Annotated in this window: 14 protein-coding genes and 1 pseudogene; 10 read left to right on the top strand and 5 right to left on the bottom strand. The window is 66.8% G+C overall.

Annotated elements, in window-relative coordinates; translation table 11 throughout:
* Positions 1-142: 142 nt before the first annotated feature.
* Positions 143-1,519, bottom strand: a complete 1,377-nt coding sequence (locus ACIDOCELLA78_RS000000102560; protein WP_201728251.1) for a glutamate--cysteine ligase — start codon at positions 1,517-1,519, stop codon at positions 143-145.
* A 15-nt stretch (positions 1,520-1,534) separates the two neighbouring features.
* Positions 1,535-2,251: a 16S rRNA (uracil(1498)-N(3))-methyltransferase gene (locus ACIDOCELLA78_RS000000102555; protein WP_201728250.1), complete on the bottom strand. Its 717-nt coding sequence runs from the start codon at positions 2,249-2,251 to the stop codon at positions 1,535-1,537.
* Between ACIDOCELLA78_RS000000102555 and ubiA the strand changes: the two genes are divergently transcribed.
* From ubiA to ACIDOCELLA78_RS000000102525, 6 genes are all read left to right on the top strand, one after another.
* Positions 2,238-3,167, top strand: a complete 930-nt coding sequence (ubiA, locus tag ACIDOCELLA78_RS000000102550; RefSeq protein WP_201728249.1) for a 4-hydroxybenzoate octaprenyltransferase — start codon at positions 2,238-2,240, stop codon at positions 3,165-3,167. The genes ACIDOCELLA78_RS000000102555 and ubiA overlap by 14 nt on opposite strands.
* The gene (locus ACIDOCELLA78_RS000000102545; protein WP_201728248.1) at positions 3,164-3,808 is read left to right on the top strand and encodes a methyltransferase; all 645 of its coding nucleotides are present in this window, start codon (positions 3,164-3,166) and stop codon (positions 3,806-3,808) included. Before ubiA ends, ACIDOCELLA78_RS000000102545 begins: the two co-directional genes overlap by 4 nt.
* A 114-nt stretch (positions 3,809-3,922) precedes the next feature.
* Positions 3,923-4,354 carry a succinate dehydrogenase, cytochrome b556 subunit gene (sdhC, locus tag ACIDOCELLA78_RS000000102540; protein WP_201728301.1) on the top strand — a complete coding sequence of 144 codons (432 nt, stop codon included), beginning with the start codon at positions 3,923-3,925 and terminating at the stop codon, positions 4,352-4,354.
* A gap of 35 nt (positions 4,355-4,389) precedes the next feature.
* Positions 4,390-4,767: a succinate dehydrogenase, hydrophobic membrane anchor protein gene (gene sdhD, locus ACIDOCELLA78_RS000000102535; protein ID WP_201728247.1), complete on the top strand. Its 378-nt coding sequence runs from the start codon at positions 4,390-4,392 to the stop codon at positions 4,765-4,767.
* A 22-nt stretch (positions 4,768-4,789) separates the two neighbouring features.
* Positions 4,790-6,601: a succinate dehydrogenase flavoprotein subunit gene (sdhA, locus tag ACIDOCELLA78_RS000000102530; RefSeq protein ID WP_201728246.1), complete on the top strand. Its 1,812-nt coding sequence runs from the start codon at positions 4,790-4,792 to the stop codon at positions 6,599-6,601.
* 16 nt (positions 6,602-6,617) lie between these two features.
* On the top strand, positions 6,618-7,400 hold the full coding sequence (locus ACIDOCELLA78_RS000000102525) for a succinate dehydrogenase iron-sulfur subunit (RefSeq protein ID WP_013640436.1): 783 nt from the start codon (positions 6,618-6,620) through the stop codon (positions 7,398-7,400).
* Positions 7,401-7,465: 65 nt separating this feature from the next.
* Here the strand turns inward: ACIDOCELLA78_RS000000102525 and ACIDOCELLA78_RS000000102520 are convergent.
* Together ACIDOCELLA78_RS000000102520 and ACIDOCELLA78_RS000000102515 are read right to left on the bottom strand one after the other, a co-directional pair.
* A pseudogene (locus tag ACIDOCELLA78_RS000000102520) lies at positions 7,466-9,111 on the bottom strand (stimulus-sensing domain-containing protein).
* Entirely contained in the window at positions 9,108-9,809 is a 702-nt protein-coding gene (locus ACIDOCELLA78_RS000000102515; protein WP_174503103.1) for a response regulator transcription factor, read from the bottom strand. Before ACIDOCELLA78_RS000000102515 ends, ACIDOCELLA78_RS000000102520 begins: the two are co-directional and overlap by 4 nt.
* Before the next feature lie 68 nt (positions 9,810-9,877).
* On the opposite strand from ACIDOCELLA78_RS000000102515, the gene ACIDOCELLA78_RS000000102510 reads away from it, so the two are divergent.
* Together ACIDOCELLA78_RS000000102510 and ACIDOCELLA78_RS000000102505 are read left to right on the top strand one after the other, a co-directional pair.
* Entirely contained in the window at positions 9,878-10,588 is a 711-nt protein-coding gene (locus ACIDOCELLA78_RS000000102510) for a HugZ family protein (protein ID WP_201728245.1), read from the top strand.
* Between the two features lie 109 nt (positions 10,589-10,697).
* Positions 10,698-12,320, top strand: coding sequence for a phosphoenolpyruvate carboxykinase (locus tag ACIDOCELLA78_RS000000102505; RefSeq protein ID WP_201728244.1), 1,623 nt, complete (start codon positions 10,698-10,700; stop codon positions 12,318-12,320).
* Positions 12,321-12,488: 168 nt separating this feature from the next.
* On the opposite strand, the gene ACIDOCELLA78_RS000000102500 is transcribed toward ACIDOCELLA78_RS000000102505, so the two are convergent.
* Positions 12,489-12,683 (bottom strand): hypothetical protein, encoded by a 195-nt coding sequence (locus ACIDOCELLA78_RS000000102500; RefSeq protein ID WP_201728243.1) that lies wholly within the window; start codon positions 12,681-12,683, stop codon positions 12,489-12,491.
* Positions 12,684-12,897: 214 nt separating this feature from the next.
* On the opposite strand from ACIDOCELLA78_RS000000102500, the gene ACIDOCELLA78_RS000000102495 reads away from it, so the two are divergent.
* Together ACIDOCELLA78_RS000000102495 and ACIDOCELLA78_RS000000102490 are read left to right on the top strand one after the other, a co-directional pair.
* The gene (locus ACIDOCELLA78_RS000000102495; protein WP_201728242.1) at positions 12,898-14,067 is read left to right on the top strand and encodes an amidohydrolase; all 1,170 of its coding nucleotides are present in this window, start codon (positions 12,898-12,900) and stop codon (positions 14,065-14,067) included.
* The gene (locus tag ACIDOCELLA78_RS000000102490; RefSeq protein ID WP_201728241.1) at positions 14,064-14,753 is read left to right on the top strand and encodes a MarC family protein; all 690 of its coding nucleotides are present in this window, start codon (positions 14,064-14,066) and stop codon (positions 14,751-14,753) included. The genes ACIDOCELLA78_RS000000102495 and ACIDOCELLA78_RS000000102490 overlap by 4 nt, the downstream gene beginning before the upstream one ends.
* The last annotated feature ends 10 nt before the right edge of the window (positions 14,754-14,763 follow it).

The raw sequence follows: 14,763 nt of genomic DNA, 5'->3' as shown, positions 1-14,763 counted from the left end.
CTGACCCTGATATGCGTTCTCGACCATCAGGGTCAGGGAAGCCGCAACCACCCCTCCGGAACAACCGAGCCGCTCTCAACACCGTCGGCCGGCGGAGGGGCGGCGCGTGGATAACCATCCCCACCCTACGCCCGGGACAGCGTCAGAGTTCAGCTTCGGTGAAAATGCGGGTGATGTCGCCGTGCCAGGCGCCGTGATAGCGGCCAAGCCAGTATTCGGCCTGGGTCGGCCCACCATTGGCGATTGCCTCAAGCGGGGCGAGGTAGATGCGCTCGTCCTCGCCCTTGTCGTTCGTTCGCGCGCGCGACTTCAGCCCCCCGGCAGCAATTGCGATAACGTCGCGCGCGAGGTCGCGCAGGGTGCCCGCGCCCAGCGCAATATCCAGACCATGACGAGGCACCTCCTCGCGCAGATGGACGATCTGCTCGTAGGAGAGGTCACGGATCAGGGCACAGGCTGAATCAAGCGCCGCGTCATCGTAGAACAGACCGGTCCAGAGGGCGGGCTGGGCCAGAAGCATCGCCGGATTGCCGGCATCAGCGCCGCGGGTCTCGATGAAGCGCTTGAGGCGGACATCGGGAAAGGTTGTGGTGGTATGATCGGCAAAATCACCGATCGTGGCCGGCTCAGCGCCGAGCCCATCGAGCCGTCCGGCGATGAAGTCACGGAAAGACTTGCCGGAGACGTCGATATACCGGCCGTCCCGGTAGACGAAATACATCGGAATATCGAGCATGTAGTCGGCATAGCGCTCGAAGCCGAACCCGTTCTCGAAGACCATTCGCGGAATGCCGGCGCGCGCATTATCGGTATCGAGCCAGACATGGGCGCGATTGGAGAGCAGACCGCTCGGCTTGCCCTCGACGAAGGGGCCATTGGCAAAGAGCGCCGTGGCGAGCGGCTGCAAGGCGAGGCCGACGCGCATCTTCTTCACCATGTCGGCCTCGGAGGAAAAATCGAGATTGGCCTGAACGGTGCAGGTGCGGAGCATCATGTCGAGCCCGCGCGTGCCAATCTTCTGCATGTAGGCGCGCATGATGGCGTAGCGGCCCTTGGGCATCCAGTCGAAATCCGCGCGCCGCGCCGTCGGGTGAAAGCCGAGCGGCGCGAAGCCGAGGCCGAGCGTGTCGCCGATGCGGTGGACACGGGCGATATGGTCGTCAATCTCCCGCTTCGTCTCGTGGATCGAGGCGAGCGGGGCGCCGGACAGCTCGAACTGGCCGCCGGGTTCGAGGGAGATGGAGAACCCCCTGCCCTTCAGGCCAATCGGGTTGCCGGAATCGAGGATGGGCTCGATCCCCTCGTCGGCGGCGACCGAGTCGAGCACGGCGCGAATGCCGTCCGGCGCGTAGGGCGGCGGAGCAAAATTGTCGCGGCGGAAGCCGAAGCTCTCGTGTTCGGTGCCGACGCGGAAATCGGCTGGCGGCTTGCAGCCCGCGGCAAACCAGTCGGCGAGTTGCCGGGCTGCGGGCTGAGCGGGATCGATCGGGGTGGCGTCGGCCTCTCCGGGGTTGGACAAATTCGGCTCCTGAAATCAGCTGGGCGCGGAACCCGCGAGCAGGCGCGCGAGCCCGGCGATGGCGGCGGTTTCGGCGCGCAGGATGCGCGGTCCGAGTGTTACCGATGACACAAACGCATGGCGGGCCATCGCGTCAAGCTCTTCCGGCGCAAAGCCGCCTTCGGGACCGACAAGAAGCGCGTGGGGTTGCAACGGATCGACCGGCGACAGGGGGGCGGCGTGGCGGCGCTCGGCAGCAACGAAAAGGCGGCGAGACGGCGGAAAGGCGGCGAGAAAACCCGCGAGCGGGAGCGGCTCGGCGATTGCGGGGATGGTCAGGCGCTCGGACTGTTCAGCCGCCTCGGTGGCGATGGCGGCGAGGCGGTCGGCGCGCAGCCTTGCAGGCTGGGTGCGGGCCGTGAGCACGGGAACGAGGCGGGAGACGCCGAGTTCTGTGGCCTTTTCGACGACGAGTTCGGTCATGTCACGCCGGATCGGGGCGAAGCAGAGCCAGCAATCGGGCTCGGGCGCAGGGGCGCGGGTCCGTTCGCCAATCACGAGATGGACGGAGCGGCGGTCGAGCCGGTCGATAGAAGCGGCGAATTCGCCGGATTCGACATTAAAGACCAGCAGCCGGTCGCCGGCGCGGCGGCGCATGACCGCCCCGAGATAGTGCGCCTGGGCTTCCGATGTGGCAAGGGTTGCGCCGGGCGACAGTGGCAAGGGAAGGTGCAAACGGATGAGCGAGGCCATGAGCGACCCTGTAGCAGGCGGAACGCGTTTTACCGATATCCGGGCCGGAGGATGGGTGGCACGACTGCCGGCGCGATTCCGGCCTTTGGCACTGCTGGCGCGACTGGACCGGCCGATCGGCGTGTGGCTGCTGTTCCTGCCGGGGCTCTGGAGCATCCTGCTGGCGCAAGTGGGCGCGTGGACCAGCCTCGGCCTGGTCGCGCTGTTTGCCTTGGGCGCCATCGTGATGCGGGCGGCCGGGTGCGTGGTGAACGATTTATGGGACCGCAAGCTCGACCGGCTTGTGGCGCGGACGGCGGGGCGGCCGCTGGCCTCCGGCGCGGTGTCGGTCCCCGTGGCATTGGGGTTTCTGCTCCTTCTGCTGCTGGCGGGGCTGACGATCCTGCTGATGCTGGGGCGGACAGCACAAATTCTCGGCGTCGTCTCGCTGGTGCTGGTGGCGCTTTATCCCGCGGCGAAGCGGGTGACCTGGTGGCCGCAGGTGATGCTCGGCTTCACCTTCGGCTGGGGCGCGCCGATGGGCTATGCCGCGGCGCACGGCGCGCTGGGCTGGCCGGTGCTGCCGCTCTATGCCGGGACGATTTTGTGGATTCTCGGCTATGACACGATCTACGCGCATCAGGACCGCGAGGACGATGCGCTGGCGGGCATCAAGTCATCCGCGCTCAGGCTCGGCGGACGCACGCGGCTGTGGGTCGCGCTGTGGTATTCTGGAACGATCGCGCTGATCGCCGCCGCGATGGCGATGGCCGGGATGGGGCGGGACGCGATGATCGCGCTGGCGCTGCCGGGCGCACTGCTGGCCTGGCAGGTGGCACGGCTCGATATCGATGACCCGGCGCGCTGCCTCGCGCTGTTCAGGCTGAACCGATGGGTCGGGCTGCTGGTGGGCCTGGCGATGCTGATCGGGCGATGAAGGACGCGGCCGCCTTCATTCGCGCGAGCACGGCGCGCGCAGCACCGGCGCTGGTGCCGGAAATCGAACTGCATCTGGCCACCGAAATCACGCCGATCTGGCAGGCGACCGAAGCATTCCTGGCGGAGACCGGCATTGCGCCGCCCTACTGGGCCTTCGCCTGGCCGGGCTCGATCGCACTGGCGCGGCATGTGCTCGACCACCCGGAGAGCGTGCGCGGCAGGCGGGTGATGGATTTCGCCGCCGGCTCGGGCCTCGCCGCGATCGCCGCGGTGAAGGCGGGGGCGGCACGGGTGACGGCGGTGGAGATCGACCTGGTGGCGGGGGCGGCGATCGGGCTGAACGCGGCGGTGAACGACGTTGCGGTCGAGATCGTGATCGGGGATGTCACCGGCAGTCTGCCGGCGCAGGATCTCATTCTCTGCGGGGATGTCTGCTATGAGAAACCGATGACCGCGCATATCTGGCCGTGGCTGCAGCGCTGCGCGGCGCAGGCAGACGTATGGATTGCCGATCCCGGCCGAGCCTATGTGCCGCGGGCAGGGCTGGTTGAATTCGGACGCTGCACGGTTCCGACCCTGCACGAACTCGAAAGCAGAGTCGCGCGAGAGACCGTATTGTACCGGATCGCGAACGCTTGACAGTGAATTGACCCTCGCCACCTCGGGGACTAAGCAGGTGCAGCATTTCAATTTCGTCATGTGGCGATACTCGGTTCCCGTCATGCGACGACCGTCAGAAAGGTGATGACGAACATGCAGGATGTGCGTGAAGCGCTCATGCAGGGGCGCAACTCGGCGGGCGGAACGGTCCGCCGCCCCCTGTCGCCCCATCTTCAGGTCTATCGTCCGCAGATCACCTCCACCCTGTCGATCCTGCACCGGATCACCGGAGTTGCGCTGTCCGCCGGGGCAATCCTGCTGTCGCTCTGGCTCGCGGCGGCGGCGACCTCGTCCGGCGCGTTTTCCGTGGCACAGGCGATCGTCGGCTCGGTGCTCGGCATGATCGTGCTGTTCGGCTTCACGCTCGCCCTCTTCTACCATTTCTGCAACGGCATCCGGCATCTGCTCTGGGATGCCGGGTTCGGCTTCGATCTTCCGAGCGTGCATCGCTCGGGCAAGGCCGTGGTGCTCGCGGCGGCAGGTCTGACGGTTCTGGCATGGCTGATCGGGCTGGTGGTGCTGTGAGCGCCGGGGGACAGGCTGGTGAAGGAGTTTCATCGATGAAGATCATGCGGTCCGCACTTGGCCGCGCGCGGGGCATGGGCGCCGCCAAGGCCGGCGTGCATCACTGGTGGGCGCAGCGGCTGACCGCCCTGGCCCTGCTGCCGCTCGCGCTCTACGCCGTGCTGTCGGTGCTGCTGCTCAAGGGCGCGACCCAGGCCGAAATGCTGCGCTACATGGCCGAGCCCTGGAACGGGGTACTGTTCCTCGCCCTGGTGATCGCGCTGTTCTATCACCTGCAGCTGGGTTTGCAGGTCGTGATCGAGGACTACATCCGCTCCGAGGGCAAGCGGCTCACGGTCATGCTCGCGATGCGGGCGACGGCCGGGTTCTTCGGTCTGCTGGCCGTCATCTCGGTTCTGAAACTGTCCTTCTGACCCGCCTGGGGAAAACATCGTCATGAACGCAATGTCGAAGCCGTCGCTCGGCGCCTATACGATCATCGATCATACCTATGACGTCATCGTCGTCGGCGCCGGCGGGTCCGGCCTGCGGGCGACGCTCGGCATGGGCCAGGCCGGGCTCAAGACCGCCTGCATCAGCAAGGTGTTCCCGACCCGCAGCCACACCGTCGCCGCGCAGGGCGGCATCGGCGCAGCACTCGGCAATATGGAGCCGGACGACTGGCGCTGGCACATGTATGATACGGTCAAGGGCTCGGACTGGCTCGGCGACCAGGACGCCATCGAATACATGTGCCGCGAGGCGATTCCGGCGATCCATGAGTTGGAGCATTTCGGCGTGCCGTTCAGCCGCACCGAGGACGGCAAGATCTACCAGCGGCCGTTCGGCGGGCACATGAAGGATTTCGGCCAGGCGCCGGTTCGCCGCGCCTGCGCCGCCGCCGACCGCACCGGCCACGCCATCCTGCACACGCTGTATCAGCAGAGCCTGAAGGCGGATGTGGAGTTCTTCGTCGAGTATTTCGCGACCGACCTCATCATGGATGACGAGGGCGCGTGCCGCGGCGTTATGGCCTGGTGCCTGGAGGACGGGACGATCCACCGCTTCCGCGCGCAGCTCGTGGTGCTGGCGACCGGCGGCTATGGCCGCGCCTATCTCTCCTGCACCTCGGCGCATACCTGCACCGGCGATGGCGGCGGCATGGCGCTGCGCGCCGGGCTGCCGATGCAGGACATGGAGTTCGTGCAGTTCCACCCGACGGGCATCTTCCCGGCCGGCTGCCTGATCACCGAGGGCGCGCGCGGCGAGGGCGGCTACCTGACCAACGCCGAGGGCGAGCGCTTCATGGAGCGCTACGCGCCGACGGCGAAGGACCTCGCCTCGCGCGACGTGGTCTCGCGCTCGATGACGATCGAGATCATGGAAGGGCGCGGCTGCGGGCCGAACAAGGACCACATCCTGCTGCACCTCGAAGGGTTGAAGCCGGAGCAGCTGCATGAGCGGCTGCCGGGGATTTCGGAAACGGCGCGGGTGTTCGCCGGCGTCGACGTGACCAAGGCGCCGATCCCGGTGCTGCCGACCGTGCACTACAACATGGGCGGCATTCCGACGAATTATCGCGCCGAGGTGCTGCGCCCGACGAAGGACAATCCGGACGCGATCGTGCCGGGGCTGATGGCGGTGGGCGAGGCGGCGTGCGTTTCGGTGCACGGCGCGAACCGGCTCGGCACCAACTCGCTGCTCGATCTCGTGGTGTTCGGCCGCGCGGCGGCGCATCAGGCGGCGAAGGTGGTGACGCCGGGGGCAACCCAGCCAGCCCTGCCGACCCGCGCCGGCGAGGCCTCGCTCGACCGGCTGGACGCGACGCGTCACGCCAAGGGCGGCACCACCGTCGCCGCACTCCGCGACCAGATGCAGCGGACCATGCAGAACCACGCCGCGGTGTTCCGCAACTCCAAGACGCTGAAGGAAGGTGTGGCAAAGATGTCCGGCCTCTGGCAGGGGCTGAAGGACATCTCGATCGCCGATCGCGGGCTGATCTGGAATTCGGACCTGATGGAAGCGCTGGAGCTGCACAACCTCATGGGCAACGCCATCACCACCATGGCCTCGGCCGAAGCCCGGCACGAGAGCCGCGGGGCGCACGCGCATGACGACTTCCCCGAGCGCGAAGACGCCGAGTGGATGAAGCATTCGCTCGCCCATTGCACGGATGAGGGCGAGGTGGCGCTCGATTATCGCCCGGTGCGGATGCAGACGCTGACCAATGACGTTTCGGTGTTCCCGCCGAAGAAGCGCGTCTACTGAGAAAGGGTTTCGAACCATGGCCGAACTGACCCTCCCGAAGAACAGCCGCGTGACCCAGGGCAAGACCTACAAGGCCGAGCCGGGGGCAACCCGGGTGAAGAGCTTCAAGGTGTATCGCTGGAACCCGGACGAGGATGCCAATCCGCGCGCCGATACCTACGAGATCGACCTCGACAAGTGCGGGCCGATGGTGCTGGACGCGCTGATCAAGATCAAGAACGAGATCGATCCCACACTCACCTTCCGCCGCTCCTGCCGCGAGGGCATCTGCGGCTCCTGCGCGATGAATATCGACGGGACCAACACGCTCGCCTGCCTCAAGCCGATCGAGGAGGTGAAGGAGGCGGTGAACATCAACCCGCTGCCGCACATGCCGGTGGTCAAGGACCTCGTGCCCGACCTCAACCAGGCCTATGCGCAGTATCGCTCGATCGAGCCCTGGCTGCAGGCCGAGACGCCGCCGCCGCCGGATGGCGAGCGCAAGCAGAGCGTCGAGGAACGCGCGGAGCTGGACGGGCTGTGGGAATGCATCCTGTGCTTCTGCTGCACCACCTCCTGCCCCTCCTACTGGTGGAACGGCGACCGCTATCTCGGCCCGGCCGTGCTCATGGCGGCGTATCGGTGGATCGCCGATTCGCGCGACGAGGCGACCGGCAAGCGGCTCGACGCGCTTGAGGATCCGTTCAAGCTCTATCGCTGCCATACGATCATGAACTGCACGCAGACCTGCCCGAAAGGGCTGAACCCCGCGAAAGCGATCGGCAAAATCAAGCAGATGATGGTCGAACGCCAGGGCTGACCCCGGCACGCCTGCGGATCGGGAAAAGGGTCGGCGCAAATGCCGGCCCTTTTTCGTGGGCGGAATTATCCGCGCGGCAGACGGATGACAAAGCGGGCACCGATGACGCCCCATCGGGGTCGCGGCGGTTCTCGGCGGTGATGCGGCCCTGATGCGCCTCGACGATCTGTCGGGAAATCGACAGACCGAGGCCGGAATGGTTGCCGAACCCCTCGCCCTGCGGGCGCTCGGAGTAAAACCGGTCGAACACATGGCCGAGTTTGGCATCGGGAATGCCCGGGCCTTCATCTTCGACGGCGAGTTCGACGATGCTGCCGGTAACGCGACCGCGCAGCCAGATCTTGCCGCGTGGCGGACTGAACGAGATGGCATTGCCGATCAGGTTGCGCAGGACCTGAACGAGCCGCCCCTCGGCGCCACGAACGACAAGGTCAGCCTTCGGCGCGTCGAGCACCATGATCGGCGCATCGGCCTCACGGGTCGATTGATGAATTTCGGCGAGGGCGGCGAGGATGGGAGCGAGGTCGACCGGTTCGAGCGCAGTGCGCGACATTTCGGAATCAAGGCGCGAGGAATCGCTGATGTCGGAGATCAGCCGGTCAAGCCGGCGAACGTCTTGCGAGATGATGTCGAACAGGCGGGCGGCGCGGGCGGGATCGTCCATCCGGCGGACGGTCTCGACAGCGGATCGGATCGAGGAAAGCGGGTTCTTGATTTCGTGCGCGACATCGGCGGCGAACCGCTCGATCGCATCCATCCGCGCCCACAGGGCATGCGCCGATTCCTCCAGGGCGCGGGCAAGGACGCCGATTTCATCGTCGCGCGCGGCGATTGGCGGGGGCACGGGCTCGGTCATCGCACCGCGGCCTTCGCGCAGGCGGCCGGCCGAAGCGGCGAGGCGGAGGAGCGGCGTCGCGATCGTGCGGGCGAGATAGACCGAAAGCAGCACGGTCAGCACGAGGGCGAGCACGAACAGGCCGAGGATCGACACCCGCACGGCAAAGACCGCGCGGTCCACCTCGGTCGCCTCGCGGGTGAGGAGTACGGCGCCGACCGTGTTCTTGGCGCGGACGATCGGCACGGAGACGGTGATCAGCAGCCGGCCATCGGCGGCACGACGGATGAAGGGCGGCGCCGCGCGCGCTGGCTGCGCACTGGTAAGTTTCAGCACCTCCCGCACGCTGGGCTGCCAGCCGAGACCCGCAGCGCCCGGATCGTGCCCGGCGGAGGTGACCTCGGCGCTGGGGAGAAAGGCGACGAACTGATCGTAGAGGAAGCTGATGGCGCGGGCGAAGTCGCCACGCGGGCGAACCGGCGGCAGCGGTTCGGTAATGATGGCGCCGCCCGGCCCCTGACGAATGCGCGAATTGGCGATCACCCGACCATCCGGGCCATAAACCAGCGCTTGAGCGTTCGGCGTCGGCTCGATCAGGCGATAGAGCAGCGGGCGGGCAAGATCGGGCTTCAGCGCCGGCTGGTTGGCCACATCGGTCTGCACCGCCGATTCGGCGAGCGCGCCGGCATAGATCCGCGCCTGCTCACGCAGCGCGGTGACCTCGGCGGTCAGCAACCCGTGCTGGTACTGGTCGAGATAAAGCAGGGCGGCGACGATGAGGGCCAGCGGCAGGGCATTGACCAGCAGGATCCGGCGCAGCAGCGGCGAAATCCGCCGCCAGCCGAGCATCGCCGCACCCGGACGGGCCAGGCTCATGCTTCCTTGTAGCGGTAGCCGATGCCGTACAGCGTCTCGATCTGGTCGAACTCGTCATCGACGGCGCGAAACTTGCGCCGCAGCCGCTTGATATGACTGTCGATCGTGCGGTCATCGACATAGACGCTCTCGCCATAGGCGGCGTCGATCAGCTGGTCTCGCGACTTGACCATGCCCGGGCGAGCGGCAAGCGCCTTGACCAGCAGGAATTCGGTGACGGTGAGCTGGATATCCTGCCCCTTCCAGAGGCATTGGTGCTTGGTTTCATCGAGCGTGAGATCGCCCCTGCCAATGACGCCGGTGGGGGCGGCGCCGGAGCCTTCGGCGCGACTCGTCTCGTTGCGGCGGAGCAGGGCGCGAATGCGCTCGATCAGCAGGCGCTGGCTGAAGGGTTTGGTGATGTAGTCGTCGGCGCCGAGGCGCAAGCCCATCAGCTCGTCAAGCTCATCGTCCTTGCTGGTGAGGAAAATGACCGGCATCGCCGAGCGGGCGCGGAGGCGCTGGAGCAGCTCCATCCCGTCCATGCGCGGCATCTTGATATCGAGCACGGCGAGATCGGCCGGACGGGTCAGCAAACCCTGGAGTGCCGACTCCCCGTCGGTATAGGTGCGAACGGCATATCCCTCTTGTTCGAGTGTCATCTGCACCGATTCGAGGATGTTCCGGTCGTCGTCGACGAGAGCGATGGTCTGTTTCATGAAAATTTTGCCTTGCAGCGAACTTCGTCGCATTATCCCGACATGACGTGACGGGAATATGGCGCCAAATGCAAGAGCACCGTGAGATCCAGAACGACATTCACCGTGACGCGCGGCTGCTGCTGCGGGCGGCACGGTCAGGCAGTCTTGCGGTGATCGAGGACGATTATCCTGCGATCGCGCTTGTTACCCCGGCCGTGCTGCTGGATGGCGACGTCGTGGTGCTGCTCTCCCAGCTTTCCGCCCATACCAGGGCGCTCGACCGCAACCCCGCCTGCGCGTTGATGGTGAGCGGCGAGGCAACCGAGACGAACCCGCAGACCAGCCCACGCCTGTCGCTGGTATGCGATGCCGAACGGTCCGAAGCGCCAGAGGACCGGGAGCGCTATCTGACGATTCACCCCTATGCCCGCGCCTATGCCGGATTCAGCGATTTCGGGGTCTATCGGCTGACCCCCGTTGCGGCGCGGTTTGTCGGCGGGTTTGCCCGGGCGGCGACGCTGGATGTCGACCGGCTGGCGCCGCGCACCCCGGCGCTGCGGGATGAACGGGCCTGCATCGAGGCGATGGCGACCGCAAACCGCACGCTCGGCGCGCGGCTGGATGCGGCCGCAGCGGCGGCGGGCGGCACCGGAGGCGGCTGGACGATGGTGACGCTCGACCCCGACGGGTTCGATCTGGCACGGGAGGACATCGTGCTGCGCATCGACTTCGAGCGGATGTTGCGGGTCTATTCCGACGTGCTCACGGTCTTGGCCGATAGCGCGGCGCATGGTTGAGTTTCGCTGAACGCGGTCATATTTTCGCTTTTCAGGTTTGGAAAAACCCGAAAGGGACGGCATAAGGCTTAAATCGAACATCAAAGCCGAGCCAAGAAAGATCAGAGCCGTGACGCCAAAGACGACGAACACCGACTCCGCCGCCCGCAATGCGGCGATCCTGGCCCATGCGGGCATTACCCGCGCCGCCACTCTGCACGTGAACCTGACCGCTCCGGCGCTGGTGACCCATGCGCTACGCCGCGGCGAAGGACGACTTTCCGCAGACGGCGCGCTGATGGTCGAAACCGGCGTGCATACCGGCCGGTCGGTTGCCGACAAGTTCGTTGTGGACGAGCCGGAATCCACCTCGGAAATCTGGTGGGGCAGCGTCAATCAGAAATTGTCCGCTCCACATTATGCGACGCTCCGTGGCCGGGTGCAGGCCTTCCTGCAGGACCGTGAGCTGTTCATTCAGGACCTGTTCGCGGGCGCCGATCCGAAAAACCGCATCCGCGTGCGGCTGGTGACCACCAATGCCTGGCAGGCGCTTTTCGCCCGCAACATGTTCATCCGCCCCGCTGAGGCGGAGCTGGAGGGTTTCGAGCCGGATTTCGTGATCCTGCACGCGCCGGACTTCGAGGCCGACCCCGCAATCGACGGGGTGCGCTCCTCGACCGCGATCGCCCTGTCCTTTGCCGAGCGGCGGATCGTCATCGCCGGAACCCGATATGCCGGCGAGATCAAGAAATCGATCTTCACGGTGATGAACTGGCTGCTGCCCGCGCGCGGCGTGCTGCCGATGCATTGCAGCGCCAATATCGGCCAGGACAACGACGTCGCCCTGTTCTTCGGCCTGTCGGGCACCGGCAAGACCACCCTCTCCTCCGACCCGGCGCGCCGGCTCATCGGCGATGACGAGCATGGCTGGGGGCCGGATGGCGTGTTCAATTTCGAGGGCGGCTGCTACGCCAAGGTGATCGACCTCTCGGCCGAGGCCGAGCCGGAAATCCATGCCGCAAGCCATCGCTTCGGCACCGTTCTCGAGAACGTGGTGGCGGATGCGCGCGGGGTGGTGGACCTCGCCGATCGCAGCCTGACCGAGAACACGCGCTCGTGCTACCCGATCGAGTTCATCCCGAATGTCGAGCGCAGCGGCCGCGGCGGCATGCCGCGCAACGTGGTGATGCTGACAGCGGATGCGTTCGGAGTGCTGCCGCCGATCGCGAAACTGACGCCGGCGCAGGCGATGTATCATTTCCTCTCCGGCTACACCGCCAAGGTGGCAGGCACCGAGAAGGGGCTGGGCCGCGAGCCGCAGGCGACCTTCTCGACCTGTTTCGGCGCGCCGTTCCTGCCCCGCCCGCCGCGGGTTTACGGCGAGTTGCTGGCGAAGCTGATCGCCGAGCATGGCGTCTCGTGCTGGCTGGTGAACACGGGCTGGACCGGCGGGTCGTTCGGCACCGGTCAACGCATGTCGATCCGCCATACGCGCGCTTTGCTCAATGCAGCATTGTCCGGCGCGCTGGAGGGCACAAGCTTCCATCCCGACCGGGCGTTCGGCCTGATGATCCCCGATGCGGTCGCGGGCGTGCCCTCCTCGGTGCTCGATCCGCGGGAAGCCTGGGCGGACAAGGCAGCCTACGACCGGCAGGCGGCGGAGCTGGTGGCGCGGTTCGAGGAGAATTTCGCCCGGTTCGCGGAAACCGTCGACGAGGATATTCGCGCCGCGGCAATCCGCTCGGCCGCCTGACGCGACCGAAGCCAGAATGGCCATTGTTTCCCGAATATCGGAGACAGCCCTGGGCCAAATGAAACGCCCCTGAAATTCGCATGTGAATTTCAGGGGCGGCATTCCTGCGTATTGCCACCAACATCGCGACCCGCCGCATGCGGCGGGCGCAAAGTCAGCGCGTTTTACTCAGTTGTTGTGCTGGGCCTCGGCAGGGGCAGTCTGGCCGGCCGTGTGGCTGGTCTTGAACTGCGTGCCGTAAGCGTTGTTGATCTTCTGCACGAGCTGGTCGTGGGCGCTGCCGATATTGGCGGCGCTGGCAGCAGCCGGCGCGATGGCGCCAAGGGCGGCGATGAGGGCGATTGTGCGGGTCAGCTTCGTCATGGGAGTCTTCCTTTCTGATCTGGCTTTCGGCCTTGCTGTTCCGGAGCCGCGCTCCGTCTGAAACTGCATATAGACCCTTTGCTGCACCGCAATAACGGGTGAGGAATACCTATCACCCATACGTCAGCCGCATGAAACCTTTTGCCGATGCAGGTTGAGCCAAGCAGCGCGGCATGGGTGACGGCATAGTGGTTTTGGTCTTATTCTCGACGCCATGACGATCGATGAGCAGCTCATTGCATGGGCAGCAGAATTTTCCTCCTGGCGCCGCGACTTCCACGCCCATCCTGAACTCGGCTATCAGGAACGCCGCACCGCGGCGCTGGTGGCTGAACGGCTTTCGGCGTTCGGCCTGGAGGTGACGACCGGGATCGGCGGCACCGGCGTGGTCGGCACGCTGCGGGCGGGCTCGGGCAACCGGGCGATCGCGCTGCGCGCCGATATGGACGCGCTGCCCATCGAGGAGGCGGGCGACGCGCCCTGGCGCTCGACCACTCCGGGGACGATGCATGCCTGCGGCCATGACGGACACACCACGATGCTGCTTGCCGCGGCGCGCTACCTCGCCGCGACGCGGCGGTTTTCCGGGACAATCCATTTCATCTTCCAGCCCGCCGAGGAAGGCGGCGCCGGCGCGCGGGCGATGCTGGAGGACGGGCTGCTGGAACGGTTCCCGTTCGATTCGGTGTTCGGCGCGCATAACGATCCGCTCCTGCCGATGGGTGTGGTTTCGGCATCCCCCGGAACGGTGAACGCGGCATCGGATACGCTGCGGATCCGGCTGACCGGCAAGGGCGGCCACGCGGCGAGGCCGCACCAGACGATCGACCCGATCGTCGCAGGGGCGCAGATCGTGGTCGGGTTGCAGAGCCTGGTCGCGCGGCGGATCGCGCCGCTCGATTCGGCTGTGGTCTCGGTCTGCACCTTCCATGCCGGCAGCGCCAATAACGTGATCCCCGAGGCGGCGACCCTGTCGGGTACGGTGCGCACGCTGCTGCCGCACGTGCAGGACCACATGGCGCGCGAGATTCCGGGCCTGGTGGCCGAACTCGCCGCCGCCGCCGGGGTGGCGGCGGAGATCGGCTACGAGCGGGGCTATCCGCCGGTGGTCAACGATGTCGCCGCCGCTTCCGCCTTCGCCGAGGCGGCGCGGGGGGTGGTCGGCGCGGCGCAGGTGCGGACGACCATGCCAGCCTCGATGGGCGGGGAGGATTTCGCCTTCTATGCGCTGGAGCGGCCGGGCTGCTTCTTCCGCATCGGCCAGGCCGACGGCGAGCGCGGCGCGGTGCCGCTGCATCACCCGCGCTATGATTTCAACGACGCGATCATCCCGCTCGGGGCGGCGCTGTTTGCCGCTGTGGTGGCGCGGGAGCTGCCGGCTTGAGCCTGTTCGGCCCCGGGCTGCACGCCTTCCTGCTCGGGTTTCCGGCGCTGCTGTCGATCGTCAATCCGCTCGCCGGGGCGATCATCTTCAACGAGATCACCGGCAATGCGAGCCGCTCCGTGCGGGCGATGCTGGCCCGCAAGGTGGGGATGAACAGCGCCGCGGTGATGCTCGTCTCGCTCTGGGCGGGCAGCTATATCCTGAATTTCTTCGGCATCACGCTGAACGCGCTGCGGCTGGCCGGCGGCGCGGTGGTGGCGAGCCGGGCGTTCCAGATGCTGAACGCGCCGGAAGTCACCGAAGCGCGCAAACAGGCGCAGGCGGCGAGTTCGCTGCCGGCACCGGACCAGGACCCGGACGAAATCGCCTCGATGGCGTTCTTTCCGCTCACCCTGCCCTTCACCACCGGGCCGGGAACCATCGCCGTGGCGGTGACGCTGGGGACGGAGCGCGGCGCTTATGGCACGCCGCTCGGCGCGTTCTTCACCGGCATGTCGCTCGCGGCGATCGCGATCGCCGCGATCACCTGGATCAGCTACGCGGCGGCCGATCGGCTGGATGTGATTCTGGGCGCGACCGGGCGGCGGGTGCTCTCGCGCCTCGCTGCATTCATCCTGCTTGGAATCGGCGTGCAGATCATGCTGTCCGGCGCCATTCCGGTGTTGCACGAGGCGCTGGCCCGGTAAGCGCCCGGAG

This window comes from Acidocella sp. C78, from assembly GCF_907164655.1.
This window is presented reverse-complemented; position numbering and strand designations above follow the sequence as displayed.